This is a genomic window from Aeromonas bestiarum (genome assembly GCF_028751155.1).
In the GTDB taxonomy this organism is placed as follows: Bacteria; Pseudomonadota; Gammaproteobacteria; order Enterobacterales; family Aeromonadaceae; genus Aeromonas; species Aeromonas bestiarum.
The window spans coordinates 2,214,749-2,239,741 of the sequence record NZ_CP064746.1 but is presented as its reverse complement, the minus strand read 5'-3'; the positions used below and the strand labels follow the sequence as shown (position 1 = coordinate 2,239,741).

Here is a 24,993-nt window from a genome sequence, read left to right as displayed (position 1 = left end):
TACGCCAGGATGCGATGGGAGATCAGGAGTGATCTCCCGTTTTTGCCGTTTGACAACCGCTAACACACTGGGACAGGACACCTTTTGACCCTTGCTGCACAAGGGATAACCAGACTGAATTTGCTAGTAAAAACACCCCATTTTCGCAAGCAAAAAAAGTTATTTAAATTTTCCATGTTCGATCATCAGACTTGCATTTACCGGATCGGACGCATGAAAACCCACTCACTGTGAGCATCCACTAACCTGGGTCGCGACACCCACAATTTATCCACAGCTAATGCCTTATCCACAGATTGCAAAGCCGGGTAGACCTCACTATCTTGTAGCTCGAACTTAAAATAACACTATATCTTGTGATTCATCGCACAATACGTCCCCACCTCCCGCAGCCGATCACGGCCAGGAGGTCAAGGCCGTGCGATGGTTTTTCGGGAATCAACTAAAGGTCATCAGCCAATGAACTTGTTTGTGACGAAGCGTAACGGCCACAAAGAACCCATCGATCTGGATAAAATTCACCGCGTGCTGGATTGGGCCGCCGAGGGACTCGACAACGTGTCTGTCTCCCAGGTGGAACTCAAGTCCCACATCCAGTTCTATGACGGCATCCGTACCGCCGATATCCACGAAACCGTCATCAAGGCCGCTGCTGACCTGATCTCCGAGCAAAGCCCGGATTACCAGTACATGGCCGCCCGTTTGGCCATCTTCCACCTGCGCAAGAAAGCCTACGGCCAGTTCGAGCCGCCCCACCTTTACCAGCACGTCGCCCGTCTGGTAGACATGGGCAAGTACGACAAGCACCTGCTGACCGACTACACCCAGGCCGAATTCGAGGAACTCAACGAGCACCTGGATCACTGGCGTGACATGGACTTCTCCTACGCCGCAGTCAAGCAGCTGGAAGGCAAATACCTGGTGCAGAACCGCGTCACCGGCGAGATCTACGAGAGCCCGCAGTTCCTCTATATCCTGGTGGCGGCCTGCCTCTTCTCCAAGTATCCGAAAGATACCCGTCTGGACTACATCAAGCGTTTCTACGATGCGGTCTCGACCTTCAAGATCTCCCTGCCGACGCCCATCATGAGCGGCGTGCGCACCCCGACCCGCCAGTTCAGCTCCTGCGTGCTGATCGAGTGCGATGACAGCCTGGATTCCATCAATGCCACCGCCAGCGCCATCGTGCGCTACGTCTCCCAGCGCGCCGGCATAGGCATCAACGCCGGGCGCATCCGTGGTCTGGGCAGCCCCATTCGTGGCGGTGAAGCCTTCCACACCGGCTGCATCCCCTTCTACAAGTACTTCCAGACCGCGGTCAAGTGCTGCTCCCAGGGCGGCGTGCGCGGCGGTGCGGCCACCCTGTTCTACCCGCTGTGGCACACAGAAGTGGAGAGCCTGCTGGTCCTGAAAAACAACCGCGGCGTGGAAGAGAACCGGGTCCGTCACATGGACTACGGCGTGCAGATCAACAAGCTGATGTACCAGCGCCTGATCAAGGGCGGCGACATCACCCTGTTCTCCCCGTCCGATGCCCCCGGCCTGTACGACGCCTTCTTCGCGGATCAGGACAAGTTCGAGCAGCTCTACGTCAAGTACGAGCAGGATCCGGCCATTCGCAAGAAGACCCTCAAGGCAGTCGATCTCTTCTCCCTGATGATGCAGGAGCGCGCCGGCACCGGTCGCATCTACATCCAGAACGTGGATCACTGCAACACCCACAGCCCGTTCGATCCGAGCGTGGCGCCGGTACGCCAGTCCAACCTCTGCCTCGAAATCGCGCTGCCCACCAAGCCGCTCAACAACGTGGATGACGAAGAGGGCGAGATTGCCCTGTGCACCCTGTCTGCCTTCAACCTGGGTGCCATCGAGAAGCTGGAAGATCTGGAAGAGATGGCGGATCTCGCCGTGCGCGCTCTGGATGCCCTGCTCGACTATCAGGACTACCCGCTCAAGGCCGCCCAGAAAGGCAGCATGAACCGTCGCACCCTGGGGATAGGCGTCATCAACTACGCCTACTACCTGGCCAAGAACGGCGCCCGTTACTCCGACGGTTCCGGTCTGGCGCTGACCCACCGCACCTTCGAGGCGATCCAGTTCTACCTGCTGAAGGCCTCCGTGCAGCTGGCCCGCGAGTTCGGCCCCTGCCCGGCCTTCAACGAGACCACCTATGCCCAGGGCATTCTGCCCATCGATACCTATAAAAAGGATCTCGACAACCTGTGCAACGAGCCGCTGCACCTGGACTGGGAAACCTTGCGTGAAGAGATAAAGACTGTGGGTCTGCGCAACTCCACCCTGACCGCCCTGATGCCGAGCGAGACCTCCAGCCAGATCTCCAACGCCACCAACGGCATAGAGCCGCCGCGCGGCCTGGTGTCGGTCAAGGCCTCCAAGGACGGCATTCTCAAACAGGTGGTGCCCGAGTATCATCGCCTGAAAGATCAATACGAACTGCTCTGGAAGCAACCGAGCGTCGATGGCTATCTGCAGCTGGTCGGTATCATGCAGAAGTTTGTGGATCAGGCGATCTCCGCCAACACCAACTACGACCCCGCCCGTTTCGAAGGCAACAAGGTACCGATGAAGCAGCTGCTCAAGGATCTGCTGACCGCTTACAAATACGGCCTCAAGACCCTCTACTATCACAACACCCGTGATGGTGCGGATGACGCACAAGCCGATATGCTGGATGACGGTTGTGCCGGTGGCGCCTGCAAGATCTGATTAACCGGGCGGGAGCGACAAGCTCCCGCTCTCCTGTTTTATCCATTCAATACATTCTGGTAACCATGGCCTATTCAACTTTCTGCCAAACCCAAAACGACCAGCTCAAAGAGCCGATGTTTTTTGGCCAATCGGTCAATGTGGCCCGTTATGATCAACAAAAACACGAAGTCTTTGAACGGCTGATCGAGAAACAGCTCTCCTTCTTCTGGCGCCCGGAAGAGGTGGATGTCTCCCACGACCGCATCGACTATCAGGCGCTGCCGCCCCACGAGCAGCACATCTTCATCTCCAACCTGAAGTACCAGACCCTGCTGGATTCCATCCAGGGCCGCAGCCCGAACGTGGCGCTGCTGCCGCTGGTCTCCATTCCGGAGCTGGAAACCTGGATCGAGACCTGGGCCTTCTCGGAGACCATCCACTCTCGCTCCTACACCCACATCATTCGCAATATCGTCAACACCCCGGCCCAGGTGTTCGACGATATCGTGACCAACGAGCAGATCTTGAAGCGCGCCGGCTCCATCAGCTGCTTCTACGATGACCTGATTGAAGCGACCGCGCTCTACAACCTGCACGGTGAAGGGACCCACAGCGTCGCCGGACAGATGCGCACCATCACACTGCGCGAGCTGAAGAAGAAGCTCTACCTGTGCCTGATGAGCGTCAATGCGCTGGAGGCGATCCGCTTCTACGTCAGCTTCGCCTGCTCCTTCGCCTTCGCCGAGCGCGAGCTGATGGAAGGCAACGCCAAGATCATCAAGATGATCGCCCGCGACGAAGCGCTGCACCTGACTGGCACCCAGCATATGCTGAACCTGATGCGCACCGGCCAGGACGACCCCGAGATGGCCGAGATTGCCGCCGAGTGCGAGCAGGCCTGCTTCGAGATCTTCAAGGAAGCCGCCATTCAGGAGAAGGAGTGGGCCGAGTACCTGTTCCAGGACGGCTCCATGATAGGCCTGAACAAGGACATCCTCTGCCAGTACGTGGAGTACATCACCAACCTGCGCATGAATGCGGTCGGTCTGCAGCCAGCCTTTGCCGGGGCCAAGCAAAACCCGATTCCCTGGATCAACACCTGGCTGTCGTCCGACAACGTGCAGGTCGCCCCCCAGGAAGTGGAAGTGAGCTCCTACCTGGTCGGCCAGATCGACAGTGAAGTGCACGCCGATGACTTGGGTGATTTCGAGCTGTGATGAGGTTTACCCTGATGGCCTCGGTGACGTCGCGCGGTGAGTGACACCGTCAAGATGCAGGCCCCTGCCCCGCAGCCTGCAACACGGCAGGAGGCCCCACAGGCGCCGCTGGTGCATACCCGCGACGGCGCCCTGCTCGCCCATCCCGGCGAGAGCCTGTTGGAGACCCTGGAGCGCCACGGCCATCATCTGGAGTTCCAGTGCCGCAGCGGTTATTGCGGCGCCTGCCGCACGCCCTTGCTGGCAGGCTCTGTGCACTACCCCAATGTGCCGCTGGCATTCGTCTCCCCAGGCGAATGCCTGCCCTGCTGCTGCAAACCGGTCGGTGCCATCCGGCTGGACATCAAGAAAGGCTGACGCAGCAAGCACCACACACTTCGCCAAACAAAAAGCCGCCGGATTGCTCCGGCGGCTTTTTTATCGCTCGTCTTTTTATCGCTCGTCTCTGGCTTGGGGCCCTGACCCGTCAGAGCCCCTTGATTGACTTCAAAGCCAGGGCGCTGCGGTCGGTCCCTGGTGCAGGCCCAGCTTCCAGACCCGACCAAAGTGCTTGTAGTGACCGGCGGCCACGCCAGCCTTCTCACCCATGCCATGGTAGAGATCCAGGTGTCCCTTCTTCACGGCGCCCCCCACATCCAGCGCTATCAAGAGCCGCAGCTGGTGTTTGCCGGTCCAGTTGCCCGCCTTGTCGAGCAGGGGCACTTCCGCCAGGATGGGGGTGCCCATCGGCAGCAGTGTCTTGTCTGCCGCCACGGCCGCCAGCGGCAGCAACGGAATGCCGGCGGCGCCGATCACGTCATTGGTGGGGCGACGCTCGAAGAAGACATAGGAGGGATTCTGCTCCACCAGCTCCTTGACGCTCTCCTCCGGTTTGCTGTTGGCCCAATCCTTGATGGCCTTCATGGACATCTGCTCCTTGGGCACTTCGCCGCGATCGATCAGCACACGGCCGATACTCACGTAGCCGTGACCGTTCTTGCCGCTGTAACCCAGGTATTGCAGCCGATCGTCATCCCCGTAGTGGACAAAGCCCGAGCCCTGTACGTCCATCAGGAAGTTGTCGATGAGGGATTTGCTGTAACCCAGCTCCAGCCCCCGGTTGGCCAGCGCCCCCTGATGGATCTCGGCCCGGCTCGGGCAGCGGCCACCGCACTTGGGCATGGCATAGATGGGGTACTTGTACTTGGCATCCGGGCGATGACGCACCTCCAGTACCGGCGAGTAGTAACCGGTAAACAGCACGTTGCCCATGCGATCGGCACCGCCCAGCTGGGCCAGGCTGATGCCGTACCGGGTGATCTGGGCCGGGTTGCCGCCATTGGCGACCCAGCGGGAGAGCTGGCGATAGAGCTCGCCATAGCGGCGGGTCATCTTGCCGGAGCGCTCCAGCACCAGTCGGCTCTGGGGACCGAACTTGCTGTAGTCGGCGCGCTGGCGACTGTTGACGCGTTCTACCCGTACCAGATCATCCGGCAGGGGGCCGTCCAGATACTGCTTGCCCAGATTTTCCGGCACCTCGCAGTTGAGAAAACATCTGGCCTCGGGTTTCTTCTTGGGCACCTGTGCTTGATCAGAGTTGCCCGCACAACCGGCCAGCCCCAGCACTGCGGCGGTCAGCCAGTACGCGTGTTTATTCATATGTCCTCATATAACACCAAGCCTCATGCTTGGCGGGGAAGATGCCAAATTTGCAGGGGGAAAGCAAACGCCATCAGCCCCTTGGCAGTGGATTTCTCCAAAGGGGATCTTCTGGGTTATAACAAGGTAACAAGGTGTGAGAGGCCATGGATGGAACAGCTCGAGATCTTCCCGCTGCAGAGCCCCTGCATAGGGGTATGCGAAGTGAACAACAAGGGCTACTGCAAGGGCTGCCTGCGCAATAGGGATGAGCGCTTCAACTGGCTCACCATGACCCCCGCCGAGCAGCAGGAGGTGATGCGCCTGTGCCGCAACCGCAAGGCCCGGGTCGACGCCGCCCGTCGCAAGGCGCAAGAAGCCATCCAGGCCAGTGAGCAAGCGCAGGCCGGCTGGGATTTCTAACCCCCCATGCACCATCCTATTCTCTGTTACCTACCCCCGCGACCCGAGCCAGTTCGCTAAACGCCACAAACAGATGATAAAGGGTGCTGGCTGGTGCATAGGAGGTCAGCGGTTTCCCCTCGCTATCCACTTGATCAATCCACTGTCCGGGCTGAGCTGGCGACAGGTAATAATGGAAGATACGCCCGACCGACGCCTCAATCTGGCGGGCTGTGTTGGCATCGCCTCTCGGCTCATAGGCCGCCAATAGTGCTTTCAAGTGCTCGGTCTGGCACCAAAGCCGGCTGGTGTCGCGATGGGGTTGCCCATCATCGGTCAGTTCATCGAGCACCAGCCCGGTTTGCCCGTGACCATGGCGGATGGCAAAGCGGGTCAATATCCCGATCGCCTCGTCAATCTCGGCGCTGGTTGGCCGATTTTCCCATCTGCAGGCAAGCGTCCGGTAGCGCGCCAGCAACCAGCACCACTCGTAGTGATGACCCGGGTCGATTAGACGGGAGTCTGGATGGCGCGCCAGCAGCGCCTCGTCGAAAAACTCGCGCAATAACCCTGGCTCCAGAAAACGTTGACAAAACAACCGATATAACCCGTTTGCCCGCTGCTGCCATATCACATCATCAAAGCTCTCAGCCGCCACCAGCAACGCCTCGAACAGATGCATATGGGGATTTTGACTGCGTGGCGCACTGGGTGGCCAACTGGAGTGAAATCCGCCGTGCTGCGGGTCAGCAAAGAGTTGCTCGATGGCCTGATAGCGCGACTCAGCCTGTTGCTGCCAGATTTGATCGCCACTCAGACGATAGAGCCAGCATTCGGCCAGCAGGGCAAACGCGTATTCATAGCTGCAGACTGACGCATCAGCAATCGAATCGTCCCGGTTAATGGAAAAAACGCCGTGCCCTGCCCCATCGTCAAAGTGGCCCATACCGACCCGCGCAGATCGCTCGGCAAGGGTGCGCCCGTCATACCAACCGAGCAGAGTGGCATGACTGAACACATAGATCTGGCGGCTTTGTACCCGAAAACGGGTCGGCTGCCATAAAGGCTGGCCAGCACTGTCCAATCCCTCGGCAAACACCCTGCGTTCGCGGTCAAAGCCCTGCGATCCCCAATGAGGCAGCGCCTCGGACACCAGCCAGCGATGACAGCGCTGCGCCGCCTTAATCATCTCGATATGCATAAACTCCCCCTCGCAACAGCCATAAAAGGGGAGAGCCAGGCTCTCCCATTGTTGAGCAAATGATCCTTACCCCTTCAAAACAGCCCGATGGCGACACCGACAAAAGCCAGCACCAGTAGCCCGAGCATCGCCTTGACCGGAGATACGTTGCGCTTGGCCATCAGATACCAGGTACCTAGCACCACCAGCAGCGGCATCAGTTTGGGGAAGATGCCATCCAGCATGGCCTGCACCTGGATATTGACTCCATCCGAGGTGACGAAATCGAGTCCGGTTGAGAGATTGACATAACTGGCCGCCACTCCACCCATCACGAAGACGCCGAGCAGGGAGAGCGCTTCGCGCAGCTTGGCCGACTCGGCACTCACCAGTGATTCCACCGATCCAGTGCCAAGCTTGTAGCCCTTCATAAACAACATGTAGGAGCCGGTAATGGCGATGGCGTTGAAGCTGATGATATAAAACAGCGGCCCCAGCACACTCCCCCCTGCCGCCAGCGCCATGCCGATACTGAGCAAAATGGGCACCAGCATACCGGGGATCATGGAATCACCTATGCCAGCGATGGGGCCCATCAAACCCACCTTGAGGGTATTGATGGTCTCACCGTCGATCTTCTCACCATTGGCCTTCTTCTCTTCAAGCCCGACCGCCAGCCCGTTGATAATGGCGCCGATCTGGGGCTCGGTATTGTAGAAGGAGGCATGACGCTTCATCGCTTCCATTCGCTCGGCTTTGCCGGGATAGAGCTTCTTCAGCGCCGGCATCATGCCGAGACAAAAACCGAACGATTCGAGTCGCTCAAAGCTCATTGACGAGAGGTTGTACATCATCCACGAACGCCAGCAGGCGCGCAGATCCCGTGAGGTAAGCATGACCGGTTGCTTGGCCGCCGGCTCCCCTGATTGCAGCTCTGTGTTCATCAGAATTCATCCTCGTCATCGGCAGGCACGGCACCGCGGGCGGCCACCGCTTGCCTGGGTTCGGGTTTGTAGCTGTAGTGAATCAGCGCCAGCAGGGCCCCAATCATCACCAGCCCCACCATATTGAGCTTGAGAAAAACGATGCCGACAAAGCCGACCAGGAAGTAGATCAGCATGCTGTTCTGCTTGATAATCTGCTTGAGCAGGATGGCAATGCCGACCGCAGGCAGAATGCCACCCACCACCGTCATGGTGCGGATAACCAGCTCCGGCAGGCTATTCATGAACCCTTCGATATACTGGTTGCCGAAATAGACGGCGATGAACGTCGGTACGAAACGCAGCACAAAGTTGCTGGCCTGAGGGAAGATGGCGCTGTTGAGGTAAACCCCCTGTTCATCTCCCTGCTCAAGCGCCACATCGGCCCTGTGGTTCCAGTAGGAGTTGAAAACCATCATGAAGTTGAAGAGGATGGTACCGGCGATGCCAATCGTAGCGGCAATGGCCACGGCAACCGAAGGCTCCTTGCCAGACATGATGCCCAGCGCTATGGCCGGAAAGGCGACGAAATTGAGATCCGCCGGCATGGAGCCACCCGGCGTCACCATGGCGATATAGACGGCCTGCACCGCCACCCCGATCAGGATCCCAGTCTGCATGTCCCCCAGAATGGCGCCGACCAGCATGCCGGATACCAGCGGGCGGGTAATGGTATACCAACCACCGGTCAAGCCCAGCAGCCAGGGGCTGCTGAGGGCACCGAGATAACAGAGTATCCCGATGAGTGTTGCTTCAAAAAACATGATGGCCTCCCCTTATTTCAGCTTTTTCTGGGCATCCGCCCAGCTGTAGTGACTGGCATCCGGCACCAGTCGAAAATCGATCTCATAGCCCAGGCTTGCTAGGTAATCAAAGGCGGCTATCTCCTGCGCGGTCACCGATTGATTGGGCCCTATGGTCGTGGTCTGCTCTCTGGCACTCATGGGGCCGACGTTGATTTTGCCGTTGAGATTATCAAGGGAGATCCCGGCGGCGCAGAGCCGCTGCAGAGTGACCGGCGATTTGCCAATCACGAAGTAGCGCTTGTCGCTGGCAATCACCTTGGGCAACTTGGCAATGGCGGTCGCCACATCGAACAGCCACACCCTAGTGTCCGATACGGCACCCGTCATCACCTGAGAGAGCAACGGGTCGGCCGCCACCTCATCATCGATCGCCACTATGCCATCGCAGGGCAACTCCCTGGCCCAGCGGGTAACCAGTTGACCGTGAATCACCCGGTCATCAATCCGTATAAATGAAATGGCCATCATGCTCTCCTAGAAGTTGTCATCGTGCTGATGGGTCGCCGCAGGCGCGGCGATCACCATGGATTCCAGTGCCTGTGCCAGTAGCTGGCGGGCAGCCTCATGCACATCCGTTGCCGCCAGCCAGTCGGCGCTCATCAGCAGCATGGGAAAATTGACGCCGGTCACGATGGCAACCGGCTGTGGCCATTCGGGGTCGAATGCGAAGCGGCACGCCACGTTGTAGGGGGTGCCACACTCCATGTCGCACAGCACCAGTACCCCGGCAGACCCTGCGCCGTGTTGGCGCAGGGTCTGCTCAAACTCGGCACGAAAGGCCTCGATGCCTCCTTCTTCGGTGAGAGAAACGGTCGCTACGGCAGGCATCTCGCCGTAGACCATGCTGGCGCTGGCCAGCAGGGCCGGCGCCAATGAACCATGGGTTGCGATAAGGATCCTCAGCATCTCGGTTACCCCCTCACATAGGCTTTGATGGTGGCGATGGTCCGTCCTTCGCTCGCGCCACTCGGACGGATGCGGTAACGGCCCACCGATGCCGGAACGATAAAGGTTTCGGCGTAGTGCACCACGAACGGGGCGAAGGCGTTGTCCGGGCTCTCCACCGTGGCTTCCAGACCTTCCACTAGGTTGAGCACCTGCACTGTACCGCCGGTATCATGCTCTACCGGCACGCTGAACCAGTGGCGACGAGTTTCAATGAATTCCCGCTCGTGCAGACCGGTGCGCTCCTCACGCCAGCCCTTGCCCTCTGCAATCAACTCGATGCGATTGACCAGGTTTTTGCGGGTCCAGTCAGCATCGCGATTCCACTGGATCACCTTGCTGCCGTGCTCGAGATGGATAGGGCGCGGGATGCCATCGAGCCCGACCCGGCCCCAGTCCCACAACTTGAAGGTGAAGATGAAAGGGGTGGCGCTGATCTCAAGCACCATGGCACCCTCCCCTGAGCAGTGGACGGTACCGGCCGGGATCAGAAAGTGGTCGTGCTTGCGGGCCGGGAAGCGGTTGATAAAGCGCTCGTCATCGAAGGACTTCTCACCGCGCTGGGCAGCAGCGAGATCCGCCAGCATATCTTTCGGGTCGATGCCGTTGCGGGTACCGAGATAGACGCAGGAATCGGGCGCCGCGTCGAGCATGTAGTAGCTCTCATCCTGGGTGTAGTGCATACCGAACTCCTGCTGTATGTATTCGGTCAGCGGGTGCACCTGCAGGCTGAGGGGTTGCCCCTTCACCGTATCGAGAAAATCGAAGCGGATGGGGAACTCGGCACCAAAGCGGGCGTGTACCCGCTCGCCCAGCAGCGACCCGGGCTCGCACAGCACCAGATTTTGCGAAGGGATCTCGACCCGGACCGAACCAAAGCGCAGATAGAGGCTGTTCTCCTCAGGCACGCAGTCAAAGCACCAGGCGTAATTGGCTGGCGCAGGGTCGAGATCACACACCTGTTTCATCCACTGCCCACCCCAGACACCGGGGTCAAAGAAGGGAACTACCCGAAACGGTTGGCGGGCGGCCTGATGCAGTGCGGCATGCAGAGCATCTCCCGTCACCAGTGTCGGCTTGCCCTTGACATTGGTGTCGAGCAAGAAGTCGATCGTCGGCAGTTGCGCCAGCTTGTGACGATCAAATACCCGCCACTCGATGAAGAAGGCGCGCTTGTAACGGCGAAGAATGTCCTCTTCCTCGTTGTCAGCGCCCCAGTTGCCAATCTCTTTGCGGCGCAGACGCTGCTGGATCTCCCAACGGGCCAGGTCGGCGTAGACACGCACATCCCCCTCTGCGACCAGCGAGGCTCCACTGCCCATCACCACCACCAGTCCTTGCTGGATGGCGCTTGTCTCTGCCTGTAAACGGGCAAGGGCGGCGGGATCAAAAAATTCTAGCATCTTGTGGGGAGCCACCACCCCGAACACCCTGTCGTCGGTGATGAAGCGATCCAGCATCTCGAGGATCCGGGGCTCTGGCCAACGGGCCTGCTCCGTATCGATCAGGGTCAGTTCCCCGAGTTGCTCCAGCAAAAACGCGCGCAATTCTCTCTGATCAACCCCGTGATAACAGTCAATAACCAGTACCACTTTTCTGTTGGCTTGTTCGGCCAGCGTGATCTGTAACCGCCGGACGATGGCATCCCACCCCTCACAGGCGGCATCTTCATATCCGGCGACTGCAATCTCGGGATACTTGTCGTAATTGGAAACATAACTCGAATGGATCATTGGTCTGCTCTCTCGCTGATATCTGCAAGAAAGATAAATCGATTAACCTATTAACCCCAACCTGATAAACAAGATTAACCTCAAACAATCGACTATTCGCTCACCACTTGTCGGGTTATTTGTGATCTATGTATCATTTTTATTAATGTCAAATCAATCACAAAGGTTAATCGATATATCTTTACTGCCATTACCATGACAGGAGACACCTCATGAGCAATGTGACCGTTGCCGATATTGCCCGCCATCTAGGGGTATCTACCGCCACCGTCTCCATGACCCTGCGCAACAAGGGGCGAATTTCGGAACATACCCGTCAGCGGGTACTCAAGGCGATCGATGAACTCGGCTACGTCTACAACCAGACCGCCGCCAATCTGCGCAACAAGAGCAGCAACCAGGTAGGCCTGCTGCTGCACGACATCACCAACCCCTTCTATGCGGAGATGACAGCGGGCCTGAGCCGGGAGATGGAGCATCACGATCTGATGCTGTTTCTTGCCAACAGCGAGGAGTCAGCGGCAAGACAACAACAATTCATGGACTCGCTACAACGCAACAGCGCCGCAGGCATGGTGATCTGCGCAGCCCAGCCTACCCCGCACAGCTTTTTTGAGAGCCTGCAACGCCGCCACATGCCCACCATTCTGGTGGTGCGGCCCGTGCCGGATGTGGCGATCGACTTCGTGGGCACCGACAACTTTCTGGGTTGCCAGCTGGCAACCGAACATCTGATCCGCCTCGGCCACCGCCACATAGCGTTTATTGGGGGGGCAACCACCTCCATCAGTCGCGCCCAGCGTCTCGGCGGCTACATGAGCAAGTTGCTCGAGCACGGCATAACAGCAAGACCGGAGTGGATCATCAGCTGCGGCGCCAGCCGGGTGGAAGGCACTCTCGCGATGACGACGCTGCTGGAGCAGTATCCTGAGGTCACCGCCGCCGTCTGTTATCAAGACATAGTGGCACTCGGCGCCATGTTGGCCTTGCGCAAGCAGGAACGACGGATCGGCCAGGATTTTGCACTGGTGGGATTTGACGATATTCCGGAAACCGCGCTGGTAGAACCCGCCCTGACGACGGTGTCAGTGGCGGCGCGAGAGATTGGCCGCAAGGCGGGTGAGCTGCTGCTAGAGCGCATTGCCGGCAATGATGAACCGGCCAAGAGCATTATCTTGCCCCCCGCCCTGGTGGTGCGCCAATCCTGCGGCAGCCGCTAACGGGGCCACTTACAACCCCGCCGGGCTGATTGCTATTTCATTGAGGAGTCCACTACCTGGGGTGCGCCATCCTCCCCCGTAAGGATCCTCAAGCCAAACCCCCGCTCTGCCATCAGCTTGTAGTCGTGGCCGGCGATGGTGGGCCAGACCGCCAACGCAGAGAGCCGAGTCTCGCCTGTATTGATGAGCCGGTGGGCCACGTGACCCGAGATATGGTGGACACTGCCAGGAAAAACCTGCTCAAGCCGACAGACGCCAGCCATATCCTGCAACAGCAGCATGCCCGTCCCGCACAACCCGAAGTAGTACTCCGCCTGTTCGGCCCGGGCATGCATATGACCACGGGTCATGAAAAACTCGCTCCCTATCCTGCCAGCCTCGAGATGGGTGACACCCATGTTGAGATCCCCCTCCACGCCACTGCCGGGCAACATGACCACTCGATAGAGCACAGTTTGCGAGTCAACCTCAGCGTCAGCAACAGGATCGGCAAACAAGCCATGCAGATCGGCCAAGGTCGTACTTTTCTCCAACAGCTCGGCACCACAGAGCCGGCCGGTCGCAAAATCCAGAATGGGGGGGATCATCGGCGTCATCATCTACTCCTTTGTGAATCTCTGAATCAAGGCGCAGCTGCGCTCTGGTCAAAATACGCTAAATGGTTAATCCATTAACCACAAGCAACATTGAGCCATGACTGCCCCTTTTTGCCATAAAAAAAGCGGCCCGCAGGCCGCCTTGTCACTCATGGTTGTTAGCTTGTCACGCCGTTGCCAGCTTGGCCTGTGCTTCGCCGCGCTTGAGCATGGCGTAGCCAACCCCGGTCACCAGGGAGCCTGCCGCTATGGCCAGTATGTACATGAACACATGGCTGATGGCGTTCGGGATGAAGAGCACGAACAGACCACCGTGAGGGGCAACCAGCTCGCAGCCGAACAGCATGGAGAGCGCACCCGTCAGGGCACCACCCGCCATGCAGGCCGGGATGACGCGCATCGGATCCTTGGCGGCAAACGGAATGGCCCCCTCGGAGATGAAGCACAGACCCAGTACGAAGGAGGCCTTGCCCGCTTCCTGCTCCGCCTTGATGAACTTGGCGCGGGCCAGGAAGGTGGCGATCCCCATCCCCAGCGCCGGCACCATGCCGGCGGCCATCACGGCAGCCATGGGAGCGTAAGTTTTGGAGGCCAGCAGGCCCACCCCGAAGGCGTAAGCGGCCTTGTTGACCGGGCCACCCATGTCGAAGCACATCATGGCACCTATGATGACACCCAGCAGCACGGCGTTGGCAGAGCCCATGTTGTTGAGGAAGGTGGTCATGGCACTCATGATGCCGGCCACCGGACCGCCCACCACGTAGATCATCACCAGACCGGTAAACAGGCTGGCAACCAGCGGAATGATGAGGATGGGCTTGAGCGCTTCCAGGGTCACCGGCAGGCGCACCTTGTCACTCAGGTACTTGGCACTGTAACCGGCCAGGAAACCGGCGACGATACCGCCAAGGAAGCCGGCACCGAGGGAGCTTGCCAGCATACCGCCTATCATGCCGGGCGCCAGACCAGGACGGTCGGCGATGGAGTAGGCAATGTAACCGGCCAGTACCGGGATCATCAGGGCGAAGGCCGAGCCACCGCCGATCTTCATCAGGGCGGCGGCGAGAGTTCCCTCAACCTTGAACGCCTCGATCCCGAAGATGAAGGAGATGGCGATGATGAGGCCACCGGCCACCACCATGGGCAGCATGAAGGAGACACCGGTCAGCAGGTGCTTGTAAGGGCCTGCCTTCTCCTCTTTCTTCGGCTGGCTGGCGCCGCTGTGACGATAGGTTTTCGCCTCGTTCCATGCCTTGTCGAGCTCGGCACGGGTCTTCTTGAGCGCAGCGCCCGTGCTGGTGCGATAGACGGGCTTGCCATCGAAGCGGGCCATGTCCACTTCGATGTCGGTGGCGAGGAACACCAGATCGGCGGCGGCAATCTCATCCGCAGTCAGGGCATTCTGGGCACCGACCGAGCCTTGGGTCTCGACGCGGATCTGGTGGCCCAGCTGCTTGGCCATGGTCTCCAGTGCTTCCGCCGACATGAAGGTGTGTGCCACCCCGGTCGGACAGGCGGTGACGGCAACGATGCGCTTGGCACCCGCCGGTTTGGCGGCGACGACCGGCGCCGCCTGATGACGATAGACGCTGGCACCGCTGGTGGCGGCGTCAAGCACGGCGGCCGGATCCTGCAGCGCCAGATCCATGCTCCCCTGATAGACCCGCTTGCCGTCATAGGCGGCGAGATCCACCGGGGCGCTTGCTATCACCAGCACCAAGTCGGCGGCGGCAATCTGCTCCTTGCTCGGCACCTGACGAGGTTGCACGCTGGAGCCGACATCGAGGGTGAGCTCCCAGCCCGCCAGTTTGGCCTGCTGTTCTATCCGTTTTGCAGCGAGAAAGCTGGTGGCAATGCCCGCCGGGCAAGCCGTAACCAGAATTGCTTTCATTGGGCATCTCCTGAGTTTTCCATTGAGGGGGTATTGAGTCGGCTCGGGGCAAGGTCATCCAGACGTTGCACACGCACCTGCTCGAGTAAGGGTGTCAGCACATCGATATCACTAAAACCGACCGCGATCTGACTGACCGCCAGCGCCGAGACGGCGGTGGCCAGACGCAGGGTCTGCTCCGGCGCCCAGCCCAGGCTGAGGCCATGGGCCAGTCCCGCCACCAGGGAGTCGCCGGCACCGACTGTGCTGACGACCTGCATGCGCGGCGGTATGGCCTGCCAGACGGCATCCGGACCAAACCAGACCAGGCCGTCGGCACCGTTGGAGATCACCACATGGGCTATCCCCTGGGCCTGCAACGCGCGGGCACATTCGGCCTGCTCGCTCAGAGTCTTGATGGGGCGACCGGCCCACTGGCTGAGCTCTTCCAGATTGGGTTTGATCAGGGTCGGCGCGGCCTTGATGCCTTCGCTCAGGGCCAGGCCGCTGCAATCGAAGATCACCTGCTTGCCCTTGGCCTTGAGCAGGCGAATGAGGCGGGCACAGTAATCGGGGGCAACCCCCTTGGGCAGACTGCCGGCCAGCACAAACCAGTCGGCCTGTGGCGCCAGCTCGTCGATGGCCGTCTCAAGGGCCGCCACTTCCCCCTCATGGATGGTGAGCCCAGGCAGGTTGAGATCCGTGACCCGACCCGATTGCTCGGAGATCTTGACGTTGATGCGGGTGCTGCCCGCCACGCGCACGAAGTGATCGGCCAGGGCCCGCTCGGCAAACAGGGCAACGAAGCTCTGCTGGTTGTCCGCGCCGAGCCAGCCGGTCAGTCCCACGTCACGGCCCAAGTCTTTGAGCACCATGGCGACGTTGATCCCCTTGCCCGCGGCGCGCAAATTGGCGTCGCTCACCAGATTCACCTCGCCCAGGGTCATGGCCTCGAGGCGGGCGGTGAGATCCAGCGCTGGGTTGAGGGTGATGGTCACTATGTCCATCAGTGCGCCCCCTCGCCCAGCCCGGCAGCGATGGCCGCGCCTATGCCCTTGAGGGCCGCTTCGGCATCCGCCCCTTCGGCGCGAAACGCCAGGCGATGGCCGCACTTGACGCCAAGGCCAATCACCTTCATCAGGCTCTTGGCGGAGACGGCTTCACCGCTGCCATCCAGATTCGCCACCCGGATGTCGGACTCGAACTCCTTGGCCACCTTGACCAGCATGGCGCCCGGACGGGCGTGCAGGCCATGGGGGTTGATGATGGTGAAGGTCTCGGAAAGACCGCTCGCCGGCCCCGCCTGCAGCATGGCCAGCCCTTCGCTGCCAGTCAGGGTGGCAAGCTGACCTGCGGCGGCCAGCTTGGCCAGATTCTCCAGCTGCGGTAGATGGCCGGCATCGGCGGCGCACAGCAACAGCAGGGCACTGACCGGCAGATCCCCTGCACTCAGCGCGCTGCTTGGGGTCGCCACGACCCAGCCGGTCTGGGCCGCGGGTGTACGGGCCAGCCAGACGCCATCGCCCAGATAGGCGGGCTCGCTTGCCAGCAGGGAAGTGACCATGGCGGCCTCCCCCCAACCGGCTGATTTGGCGCGGGCGGCGGCGCCCAGCAGCAGCTGGTCGCGATCGTCGGCCGGGAAGTCGGCCAGGGTCAGGAACTGCACCTCTTTGGCGGTTGTGGCCCCGGTCAGAATATTGATGATGGTGTCGGCATCGGTGGCATTTTTAAGGGCCTCGGCCGCCTGCTCGTCGCCCAGCACGTGGGTGAGCTGGCGCAAGATGCCCAGATGCTCGTCGGATTTGGCGGCGATGCCGATGGCCACATAGGCAATCTGCCCCTGGTCCCACTCAATACCCTGAGGGAATTGGGCCACCATGACACCGGTGCTTTTCACCAGATGACGGGTATCCGTGGTGCCGTGGGGAATGGCGATGCCGCTGCCGAGGTAGGTGGCGTGCTGTGCTTCCCGCGCCAGCATGCCGTCCACATAACCTGCTTCCACCAGACCCGCTTCGGTCAGTTTGCCTGCCAGCAGGGCGATGGCATCCGCCTTGGTCGCCACCGATTGCCCCAGCAAGATCTGCTGCTGCGCCAACTTCAACATAGAGATTCTCCATCAGGTTCCGGGCTGGCCGTGCGGCTCGCCGGATCAACACCATTAAAAAATGTGGATCATTCGCCTGCTGACAATAGACCTGATTGCATCCCTTCGGGAGCCGCCGGGGTTTTCATCCCCGGTCATCGATTGTCTGCTGACAAGCTGAATCGTTTCACTTACACTCAGACTGAATCGTTTCAGCCAATTGATCAAGTACCCACAAAGAGTGCTTTTCAATGATATGATCCCGCGCACACTTTTCGGTGCCCTCACCTGGCAGTGACCGTGGGCCTTGCAACTCAAACAGAGCCAATATGATGAAACTGGATGAAATCGCCGCCCTCGCCGGTGTCTCGCGCACCACGGCCAGCTATGTGATCAATGGCAAGGCCGATCAGTACCGCATCAGTCAGGCGACCCGTGACAAGGTGATGGCCGTGGTCACGGCCCACAACTACCAGCCGGACAGCCGCGCCGCCTCCCTGCGCGGCGGCCAGACCAAGACCCTCGGCTTTATCCTGCCCGACCTTGAGAACGCCAGTTACGCCAAGCTCGCCAAGCGCCTCGAACAGGGTGCCCGGGCCCAGGGCTATCAGCTGCTGATCGTCTGCTCGGAAGATGAACCGGCCACAGAGAAGGAGCTGGCCGAGATGCTGGCCAGCCGTCATGTGGATGCCCTGCTGGTGGCCAGCTGCCTGCCACCGGACGATCCCTTCTATCCGCGCCAACAGGCGCGCGGCATCCATGTGCTGGCCATCGACCGGGCCATGGCCGCCGACAAGTTCGTGACCGTCGCCAGTGAAAACCAGAAGGCGAGCTTTGATCTCACCGCCTCCCTGCTCACCCCGGCGCTCAAGCATATTGCCTTGATCACCGCGCTGCCGGTGCTCACGATCAGCCAGGAGCGAAAAGCGGGCTTCGAGCAGGCCGTCGCCAGCCACAACGCCACGCGCCATCTGTGCGAGGGGGCCCACTTCTCCCGCGCCGAGGGCTATCGCCTGATCAAGGAGTTGCACCAGCGACTCGGCCAGTTGCCCGAGGCTCTGGTCGCCACCTCCTACATATTGATGGAAGGGGTGCTGGACTACCTGCTGGAGCAGGAGACCGACATGAACCGGCTCGCCATGGCCACCTTCGGGGACGATCGCCTGCTCGACTTCCTCCCCTTTGGCATCAACTCCCTGCCCCAGCAGCACGATGCCCTGGCCAGCCAGGCACTGGAGCTCGCCCTCAAGGCGATCAACGGCGAATACCTGTGCGGGCTGCACTACGTGAGCCGGACCCTCAAGCGTCGCCGCTGACATCTCCCTTCACGCGTCGACGCTCTCCACGCCGGCGCGTTTTTCCACCAGTCAACGCCCCTTTCTGTCATCTTTTATTTCCACCTATTGCCACCTTCCAGTACAAAATCCGCCTTTACAGGCTTGTTTCCACTATTTTGATCCGTTAACGTGGCAACCATCTTTTACAACCCGCAGGTTTTTCGTAACGATGCGTCCACTCCGATATCGCTAGCCTCCGGTCCTGACCCCGGAGGCGCCTTGCCAGCACAGCCACTGGCACTCTTTTTTGAATACGCAGTTTCTCGATCTGGATGGACACCATGAACACCAAGACCCTGGGTTGTACCCTGTTGATTGCCGGCACCACCATAGGCGCCGGCATGCTGGCCCTGCCGCTGGCCTCCTCTTCCCTCGGCGGACCCGCTACTCTGCTGCTGATGGTCGGGCTCTGGGCCCTGATGGCCTTCACCGCCATGTTGCAGGTGGAAGCCAGCCTCAATACCGGCAAGTGGTACCTGCACCAGCTGGCGGATCACCTGCTCGGCCCCTGGGGCAAGCGCATCGCCTCCTTCTGCATCCTGATGCTGTTCTACTCGCTGGCCTCCGCCTACATCAGCGGCGGCAGCAGCCTGCTGGCCCAGGCACTGGCCGATGCGGGCATGACCCTCAGCCAGGAGCAGGCGGCCTGGGCCTTTACCCTGCTGTTTGGCGGCATGGTCTGCGTTGGTACCAAGCAGGTGGATTACCTCAACCGGCTGATGTTCACCGTCAAATTGGTGATCATGGTGGGGGTGCTGGCGCTGCTGCTGCCGCGCGCCGAGGGGCAGCACCTGCTCTCCATGCCACTCGGCCAGGGTTTGCTGCTGGCAGGGCTGCCGGTGATCTTCACCTCGTTCGGCTTCCACGGCTCCATCCCGAGCGTCATGCTCTACCTGGGCGATTGCCCCAAGCGGCTGCGCCGGGTGTTCGTGTGGGGCTCGGCCTTGCCGCTCATCCTCTACGTGCTGTGGCAGGTGGCCATCCTGGGGCTGCTCGGTCAACAGACCCTGATCCAGACCGGCGGCGCGCTCGACAGCCTCTTGGCCAGCGTCGGCAATCTGGTCAGCTGGCCCGCCTTCAATCAGGCGATGCATCTGTTCGCCGATCTGGCGCTCGCCACCTCCTTCCTCGGGGTGACGCTGGGGCTGTTTGACTTCATGGCCAAGGTGACCCGCCGCAAGGACAACTGGCAGGGCCGCAGCCAGACCGGCCTCATCACCTTCGTGCCGCCCCTGCTGTTTGCTCTCTACTTCCCGCAGGGCTTCATCATGGCGCTGGGTTACGCGGCCATCGCGCTGGCGGTGCTGGCGGTGCTGCTGCCGGTGACCCTGGTGTGGCAGAGCCGCAAACGGGCCGAGGCGCACCACTACCGCGCCCCGGGCGGCGTGCTGGCCCTGGGTCTGGCCGGCGCCATGGGGGTGCTGATCGTGGGCGTGCAGGTCAGTGTCAGCCTCGGCTACTTGCCCGCGCTGTAAGCGTCCCGCTCCTCTCATACCAATGAAAAGCCCCGCCAATCTGGCGGGGCTTTTCATTGGGCAGCATCCATGGAGACAGCCCTAAGCCACAGGCTTAGGGCTGCTCTGCGACTGCGGCTTAACGAGCCGAGACTGTGATGCCGGCCAGGTCGATCAGGTTGACCGCTCCGCCCTGCCCACCGGCATCGTTGTAGGTCGCGTTCGCTTTCAGATAGCTCATGTTATAGAAGTCACTCACCTGGATGTCGTACTGCCCCGCCTGCACCGAGACGATGACGGGGGTAGAGTCGCGCAGCGGCTTGAGGTCGCCATCCTGCATCACGTGGGGCATCTGCACCATGCCGCTCGCGACCACCTTGCCATTGCTGAGCACGGATACCCGTTTCACCCCGTTGGTCACCCCCAGGTTGATGGCGTGCTGGGCATTGCTGTATTGCAGGCGAATGGCACGCTTGCCATCCAGGGTGACGCCCCGCACCAGCAGGGTATCTTCCGGGCGGCCCCAATCCTTCAGATAGGGCACGGGAATGGCCGCATCGGCCGCCGTGAGGGTGCCACTATGCGAGACCGCGTCGGCATCGACCGCGATGCGCTGGAGCTCGGGCTGGTAGCACACAGGCTTGGCGTGATGGGAGCGGTTGCCAGACTCGGGGTAGATGGCCTCCGCGCTGTAGCAATAGGCCATGCCCGGTTGCGGCGCCAGATTGTCGACCCAATCCCTCGCCGCATCCAGCCCGGTGGCCACCAGCTTGCCATCCCGATAGATGTTGTAGCTGAGCGCCCCCTGGTTGACGCTGTCTTGCAAGGCGACGACTAGCTTGCCCCCTTGCTCGGTGACTCCCGATAGGGTGGGCTCGGTCGGGGCGAACACCTTGCGGTTCTCCACATCCAGCGGCGCCACGTCCTCGATCAGGCGGATCCCCTGTTCATCGGCCACCCCGGCGCCCAGCTGGACCTCGATCAGGTTGCTGGCCGCCAGCATCTCCTCGGTGATCAGCTCACCCACGGGGGCGCCATTGAGCGTGATGCCCCGCACCGGGTAGTAACTGCCCCCCTCCCCGACGTCGGGGAGCAGCAACTTGATCTCGATCTGCTTGCCGCGGTAGTTCAGCCCCTTGAGCGCCGCTTCCGGCTTGGCCCCCATCAGCTTGTGCAGGTGCGCGGTGACGAAGGGCGAGACCCGGATCCCCTGCTCCTCAATGTGGTAACCGAATAGTGTGCTGGTCACCATGCCAAGATAGCCACCCACGGACCAGAGCTGGCGCTGAGAGTTGATAACCGGGCCCGTCAGGTCGGGATGGGTCAGATCCATCAGGGAGGGCTGACCGGAGAGCCACTCCAGGTTCTCCATGTTGGAGAGGTTGAGCGCGGCCCCGCGCATCAGGGAGTCGACATGGCGGTCGGCCACGGCCACGTTCTGCACCCTGGCGGCGGCTTTCAGCCCATAGGCGGAGACAAAGGGCCAGATGGCGCGGTTATGGTAGACCGGCATGTCGGGCTGCTGCGGGAAATAAACCGGGGCGCCATAAGGCCCCATGGGATAACGGCTGACGATCTCTCTGGCCTGCTCCTCATCGGCAATGCCCGCCAGTATGGCAAGGGACTCCCCGAGCAGGTCGAACTTGTAGGCCGGGCTCGGATCCGTATTGGTGTTGATCAGGCTGGCATACATCTTCTCATCCGCCAGCCAGAAGCCGTGATTGATGGCCTGCTTGAGCTCGGCCGCCCATTGGCTGTAGCGGGTCACCAGTTCATCCTGGCCCAGCTCGGTGGCCAGACGCGCCGCCAGCCTCAACCCCTGATAATGGAGCACGTTGGTGGAGAGGGACTTGCTCATGCCGATGTGGGCTATGTCTGCGGTGATCCACTTGGCATAGGTCTGATCACGCCAGTCGAGGAAGGATTGCTCCCCGCCATAGAGGCCATCGCCCTTATCGAAGGCCGCCAGGCGATCGCTCTCTATGGTATTGCGCAACCCCTCGAACGCCTCGGGCAGGAAGGCACTGCGCTCCCCGGCAGGCAAGGCCGCCAGCACCTGCTCGGCCGCCAGCGCCCAGCCCATGCGGTCTGTGCTGATGGGCCAGCTGCCCCCCGTCCCCGTATCCTGGATGATCTGGCGTCCCTGCGGGATCAGGCCGTCGAGGCCCTGCTTCAGCTCGGCTCTGAAATCGGAGAGCTTGAACTGCAAGGAGTTTCGCGCCCGTTGCGGATCCAGGACCCCCAGCCCCAGATCGGTGGCGTAGGAGAGATCCCGCGTCCAGACATAATGCCACTTGGCACCGGTTTCGAAGCAGTCACAGGGGATCGCCTGACCGCCGCCGTAACTGCCATCCTTGACCTGGGCCACGCTGTTTTGCCGCATCTCGTGCATCGCCAGCGCAAACAGGGCGTCAAACACCATGTCGCCCGAGCGCAGTCGGGGCAGATCGGCCTGCTCCTGATACGTGGTGAAGCTATCCCCCGGATCCCGCAACTCCTGGGTCGTCGACTGGGCATAGTCACGATAGTCGGCCCCGACCTGCTTGACCGAGAAGGTGGCCACCTCCTTGACCCCGGGTTTATGGGTCTGGTACTCCAGCTTCTCGATAAGATCATGCCCTTCATGAGGGTTGATCATGCCAAGATCCTCGTCGGTCGCCGCACTGACCAACAGCCAGGGAGCCTGCTCATCCTGACTCGCATCGAGGACAAACTTGTAATATCCCGCCTGCGACACCGACAGGGACGCCAGCTGGCAGCCGCTGTCACAACGCTGCATCCTGACGTTCTCATTCAATGAGATGGCGCCGCCAGGCGCAAAGCCGATCCCATCCTGCGCGGACGCCATCTTTATCTTGTGCTCCCCCGGGGTCAGCTTGGCGACCACTACATAGCGCTTGTCACCCTGATAAACCATCTGCAAGAGAGGTTCGAGGTTGCCATCTACGCCCTTCAGGTAGAGGCTCTCGCCGTAATTGGGGTCATCACGCACCATGACAAATTCGATGACGGGCGCCGCCAGATCGGCATTGATCACCTTGACCTGAATATCGAGCAGCCCTTTTTCGGTCACGACCAGACGGTTGTTCTGGCCGTTATTCTGGTAATACATGGGGTAACGCTGTTCGGGAAAAATACTGGTCTCTTTGCGGCTGTCGGCAGAAAAATCGGGATATTTGGTCCACTCCGGCCCCCCTACCTTGAAGGGTGACATGCCTGAATTCATCTTCAGGTTATCCAACCGATAGACCCCATCTTTGAAGACCAGCTTGAATTTGTCCGCACGATCCCAGCCGCTGAATTCCCCGACCAGATAGAGATCGAAATCCCAGGGGACCTTCACCTCTGGTTTGACCGTTTTGTCATTATTGGAAGATGAGCCGTTATCGTTACAGCCGGACAAGATGACGCCGCCGCATAATAATGCCACGGATAAAGCCAATGGATTTATTTTCATATATTCCCTTCGTTACTTTATTTTTTGTTATTTGAATGACAACAATAAAAATTGTTTTCACAGCTTACACCCGCATGCCAGGAAGGAAACATAGATGAGCTGACTGGCGAGATAGATGTGCTCTATAACGGCATGAAATTGCGTGATCGTACGCACTAAAATGGCGCTATTGCCGGCCAAAACGAATGGAAAACAACGTGAAGAGACACACATAAAAACCATTTCTGGCGATACGGTGGCGATTGACAGTCTCGCATGCTTGCACTAGCGTTGCGCTCCGCCTGACCCTGAACGGACGCCGTTTTCCGTGGACAAACATCTAAGACAATTCATCGAGGTCGCGACCCACAAGAGTGTGAGTCTGGCAGCCAGACATATGGGGCTGAGCCAACCGACGCTGACCCACAACATGAAGAAACTCGAAGAGAGCCTGGGCACGACCCTGCTGATCAGGCACGCCGGCGGCGTGACGCTGACCGCCGCCGGGGAGCTGCTGCTGACACAAGCCCGCGTGATGCAGCGGATCTATGATGATACCCTCAGGCGGCTCGCCATTCTTCGCGAGCGAGCGGCCCTGCCACTGAGAGTGGGTACCGGCCATGCCTGGTGGCAGCATGTGCTGCAACCTGTCACTCTGCACTATCGAGCAGCCAATCCATCCTGTGCCATCAATATCGAGGTCGGCAATCACCTGCGGCTATTGGATCTGCTCCTTGGCAATCATATCGACCTGTTTCTGGGACATGAGATCCATGGTCTGGATAAACATTACAGCCTGATATTCATCCCGTTATTTACCTCCAGCGATGCCATATTTGTCAGGGCCGGGCATCCCCTCCTGAGGAAAGTATGCAGCAAGCAGGAACTGGTAAATTACCCCAGCCTGTTGATCACCACGGATGAGCCGAAATATCTTCACCTGGTCGAGGACCTGGCAAGAAAAAAGCAAGATCAGGCAGCTATGCAGCTCAATGACAAAATAATTTATACCTGCAATTCGCTGATGGCCGGTATTGACATGGCAAATACCAGCAATGCCGTCATGCCCTATCCAGGCAGCATGGCGAGTTATTTCGCCCAATTCGGCATAGTCCCGCTCGACATGGATGAGGAATATAACAAAGGGGTTATCGGCATCTATATTTCTCGTGAGAAAATGGATGAGCCCCATATTCACACCCTGTGCCAACAGATCCAGACGCAAGTCAGCAAGCATGACAACTTGATTGCCAGCTGCTGAAACCTGGATAGGCTCTCTCTACCCTGGGCGGCAACCCCAGCCACCGGGGATGGCGGTGAACGACAGACATAAAAAAGCCCTGCCGGATTGGCGGGGCTTTTTATTTCAACCGAGTGGGCGGGGATGACAGTCCCCAGCCGC

Annotated in this window: 20 protein-coding genes; 8 read left to right on the top strand and 12 right to left on the bottom strand. The window is 60.1% G+C overall.

Going from position 1 to position 24,993, the window contains the following annotated elements:
• The first annotated feature begins 459 nt into the window (after positions 1–459).
• The 3 genes from nrdA (at position 460) to yfaE (ending at position 4,283) form a co-directional block, all read left to right on the top strand.
• Positions 460–2,727 carry a class 1a ribonucleoside-diphosphate reductase subunit alpha gene (gene nrdA / locus IU367_RS10400; protein WP_172955343.1) on the top strand — a complete coding sequence of 756 codons (2,268 nt, stop codon included), beginning with the start codon at positions 460–462 and terminating at the stop codon, positions 2,725–2,727.
• A gap of 65 nt (positions 2,728–2,792) precedes the next feature.
• Entirely contained in the window at positions 2,793–3,926 is a 1,134-nt protein-coding gene (gene nrdB, locus IU367_RS10395) for a class Ia ribonucleoside-diphosphate reductase subunit beta (protein ID WP_043135401.1), read from the top strand.
• A 54-nt stretch (positions 3,927–3,980) separates the two neighbouring features.
• Positions 3,981–4,283 (top strand): class I ribonucleotide reductase maintenance protein YfaE, encoded by a 303-nt coding sequence (gene yfaE, locus IU367_RS10390; RefSeq protein WP_241278848.1) that lies wholly within the window; start codon positions 3,981–3,983, stop codon positions 4,281–4,283.
• A gap of 129 nt (positions 4,284–4,412) precedes the next feature.
• Here the strand turns inward: yfaE and mltA are convergent, their stop codons facing one another.
• Positions 4,413–5,564: a murein transglycosylase A gene (mltA, locus tag IU367_RS10385; protein ID WP_098984008.1), complete on the bottom strand. Its 1,152-nt coding sequence runs from the start codon at positions 5,562–5,564 to the stop codon at positions 4,413–4,415.
• Positions 5,565–5,714: 150 nt separating this feature from the next.
• Here mltA and IU367_RS10380 point away from each other — a divergent pair, with 150 nt between their 5' ends.
• On the top strand, positions 5,715–5,966 hold the full coding sequence (locus tag IU367_RS10380) for a DUF1289 domain-containing protein (protein ID WP_274454241.1): 252 nt from the start codon (positions 5,715–5,717) through the stop codon (positions 5,964–5,966).
• 16 nt (positions 5,967–5,982) lie between these two features.
• Here the strand turns inward: IU367_RS10380 and IU367_RS10375 are convergent, their stop codons facing one another.
• The 6 genes from IU367_RS10375 to IU367_RS10350 all read right to left on the bottom strand — a co-directional run bounded on the left by IU367_RS10375 (position 5,983) and on the right by IU367_RS10350 (position 11,592).
• Positions 5,983–7,146: an AGE family epimerase/isomerase gene (locus IU367_RS10375; RefSeq protein WP_274454240.1), complete on the bottom strand. Its 1,164-nt coding sequence runs from the start codon at positions 7,144–7,146 to the stop codon at positions 5,983–5,985.
• 74 nt (positions 7,147–7,220) lie between these two features.
• Positions 7,221–8,069, bottom strand: coding sequence for a PTS system mannose/fructose/sorbose family transporter subunit IID (locus IU367_RS10370; protein WP_274454239.1), 849 nt, complete (start codon positions 8,067–8,069; stop codon positions 7,221–7,223).
• Entirely contained in the window at positions 8,069–8,872 is an 804-nt protein-coding gene (locus IU367_RS10365; RefSeq protein ID WP_274454238.1) for a PTS mannose/fructose/sorbose/N-acetylgalactosamine transporter subunit IIC, read from the bottom strand. The genes IU367_RS10370 and IU367_RS10365 overlap by 1 nt, the downstream gene beginning before the upstream one ends.
• Positions 8,873–8,884: 12 nt before the next feature.
• Positions 8,885–9,379 carry a PTS sugar transporter subunit IIB gene (locus IU367_RS10360; protein ID WP_274454237.1) on the bottom strand — a complete coding sequence of 165 codons (495 nt, stop codon included), beginning with the start codon at positions 9,377–9,379 and terminating at the stop codon, positions 8,885–8,887.
• A 9-nt stretch (positions 9,380–9,388) separates the two neighbouring features.
• Complete coding sequence (locus IU367_RS10355) at positions 9,389–9,820, bottom strand: PTS sugar transporter subunit IIA (protein WP_274454236.1); 432 nt, start codon at positions 9,818–9,820, stop codon at positions 9,389–9,391.
• 5 nt (positions 9,821–9,825) lie between these two features.
• Positions 9,826–11,592, bottom strand: a complete 1,767-nt coding sequence (locus IU367_RS10350) for a class I mannose-6-phosphate isomerase (protein WP_274454235.1) — start codon at positions 11,590–11,592, stop codon at positions 9,826–9,828.
• Positions 11,593–11,804: 212 nt separating this feature from the next.
• On the opposite strand from IU367_RS10350, the gene IU367_RS10345 reads away from it, so the two are divergent.
• Positions 11,805–12,812, top strand: coding sequence for a LacI family DNA-binding transcriptional regulator (locus IU367_RS10345; RefSeq protein WP_274454234.1), 1,008 nt, complete (start codon positions 11,805–11,807; stop codon positions 12,810–12,812).
• 32 nt (positions 12,813–12,844) lie between these two features.
• On the opposite strand, the gene IU367_RS10340 is transcribed toward IU367_RS10345, so the two are convergent.
• The 4 genes from IU367_RS10340 to fruB form a co-directional block, all read right to left on the bottom strand.
• The gene (locus tag IU367_RS10340; protein ID WP_274454233.1) at positions 12,845–13,408 is read right to left on the bottom strand and encodes a glucose-6-phosphate isomerase family protein; all 564 of its coding nucleotides are present in this window, start codon (positions 13,406–13,408) and stop codon (positions 12,845–12,847) included.
• 166 nt (positions 13,409–13,574) lie between these two features.
• Positions 13,575–15,299 (bottom strand): PTS fructose transporter subunit IIBC, encoded by a 1,725-nt coding sequence (fruA, locus tag IU367_RS10335; protein ID WP_274454232.1) that lies wholly within the window; start codon positions 15,297–15,299, stop codon positions 13,575–13,577.
• Complete coding sequence (gene pfkB, locus IU367_RS10330) at positions 15,296–16,285, bottom strand: 1-phosphofructokinase (RefSeq protein WP_274454231.1); 990 nt, start codon at positions 16,283–16,285, stop codon at positions 15,296–15,298. Before pfkB ends, fruA begins: the two co-directional genes overlap by 4 nt.
• Entirely contained in the window at positions 16,285–17,385 is a 1,101-nt protein-coding gene (gene fruB, locus IU367_RS10325) for a fused PTS fructose transporter subunit IIA/HPr protein (protein ID WP_274454230.1), read from the bottom strand. Before fruB ends, pfkB begins: the two co-directional genes overlap by 1 nt.
• 308 nt (positions 17,386–17,693) lie before the next feature.
• Here fruB and cra point away from each other — a divergent pair, with 308 nt between their 5' ends.
• Entirely contained in the window at positions 17,694–18,680 is a 987-nt protein-coding gene (gene cra / locus IU367_RS10320; protein WP_274454229.1) for a catabolite repressor/activator, read from the top strand.
• Between the two features lie 302 nt (positions 18,681–18,982).
• Positions 18,983–20,176: an aromatic amino acid transport family protein gene (locus IU367_RS10315; protein ID WP_098984003.1), complete on the top strand. Its 1,194-nt coding sequence runs from the start codon at positions 18,983–18,985 to the stop codon at positions 20,174–20,176.
• Positions 20,177–20,294: 118 nt separating this feature from the next.
• Here IU367_RS10315 and IU367_RS10310 read toward each other — a convergent pair whose 3' ends face one another.
• On the bottom strand, positions 20,295–23,396 hold the full coding sequence (locus IU367_RS10310) for an MGH1-like glycoside hydrolase domain-containing protein (protein ID WP_337999348.1): 3,102 nt from the start codon (positions 23,394–23,396) through the stop codon (positions 20,295–20,297).
• Positions 23,397–23,919: 523 nt separating this feature from the next.
• On the opposite strand from IU367_RS10310, the gene IU367_RS10305 reads away from it, so the two are divergent.
• A complete protein-coding gene (locus IU367_RS10305) occupies positions 23,920–24,852 on the top strand; it encodes a LysR family transcriptional regulator (RefSeq protein ID WP_274454227.1) in 933 nt (310 codons plus the stop codon).
• Positions 24,853–24,993: the final 141 nt, after the last annotated feature.

Coding starts and splice junctions, on each gene's coding strand:
- nrdA (WP_172955343.1), top strand. CDS start 460: ATGAACTTGTTTGTGACGAAGCGTAACGGCCACAAAGAACCCATCGAT.
- nrdB (WP_043135401.1), top strand. CDS start 2,793: ATGGCCTATTCAACTTTCTGCCAAACCCAAAACGACCAGCTCAAAGAG.
- yfaE (WP_241278848.1), top strand. CDS start 3,981: ATGCAGGCCCCTGCCCCGCAGCCTGCAACACGGCAGGAGGCCCCACAG.
- mltA (WP_098984008.1), bottom strand. CDS start 5,564: ATGAATAAACACGCGTACTGGCTGACCGCCGCAGTGCTGGGGCTGGCC.
- IU367_RS10380 (WP_274454241.1), top strand. CDS start 5,715: ATGGAACAGCTCGAGATCTTCCCGCTGCAGAGCCCCTGCATAGGGGTA.
- IU367_RS10375 (WP_274454240.1), bottom strand. CDS start 7,146: ATGCATATCGAGATGATTAAGGCGGCGCAGCGCTGTCATCGCTGGCTG.
- IU367_RS10370 (WP_274454239.1), bottom strand. CDS start 8,069: ATGAACACAGAGCTGCAATCAGGGGAGCCGGCGGCCAAGCAACCGGTC.
- IU367_RS10365 (WP_274454238.1), bottom strand. CDS start 8,872: ATGTTTTTTGAAGCAACACTCATCGGGATACTCTGTTATCTCGGTGCC.
- IU367_RS10360 (WP_274454237.1), bottom strand. CDS start 9,379: ATGGCCATTTCATTTATACGGATTGATGACCGGGTGATTCACGGTCAA.
- IU367_RS10355 (WP_274454236.1), bottom strand. CDS start 9,820: ATGCTGAGGATCCTTATCGCAACCCATGGTTCATTGGCGCCGGCCCTG.
- IU367_RS10350 (WP_274454235.1), bottom strand. CDS start 11,592: ATGATCCATTCGAGTTATGTTTCCAATTACGACAAGTATCCCGAGATT.
- IU367_RS10345 (WP_274454234.1), top strand. CDS start 11,805: ATGAGCAATGTGACCGTTGCCGATATTGCCCGCCATCTAGGGGTATCT.
- IU367_RS10340 (WP_274454233.1), bottom strand. CDS start 13,408: ATGACGCCGATGATCCCCCCCATTCTGGATTTTGCGACCGGCCGGCTC.
- fruA (WP_274454232.1), bottom strand. CDS start 15,299: ATGAAAGCAATTCTGGTTACGGCTTGCCCGGCGGGCATTGCCACCAGC.
- pfkB (WP_274454231.1), bottom strand. CDS start 16,285: ATGGACATAGTGACCATCACCCTCAACCCAGCGCTGGATCTCACCGCC.
- fruB (WP_274454230.1), bottom strand. CDS start 17,385: ATGTTGAAGTTGGCGCAGCAGCAGATCTTGCTGGGGCAATCGGTGGCG.
- cra (WP_274454229.1), top strand. CDS start 17,694: ATGATGAAACTGGATGAAATCGCCGCCCTCGCCGGTGTCTCGCGCACC.
- IU367_RS10315 (WP_098984003.1), top strand. CDS start 18,983: ATGAACACCAAGACCCTGGGTTGTACCCTGTTGATTGCCGGCACCACC.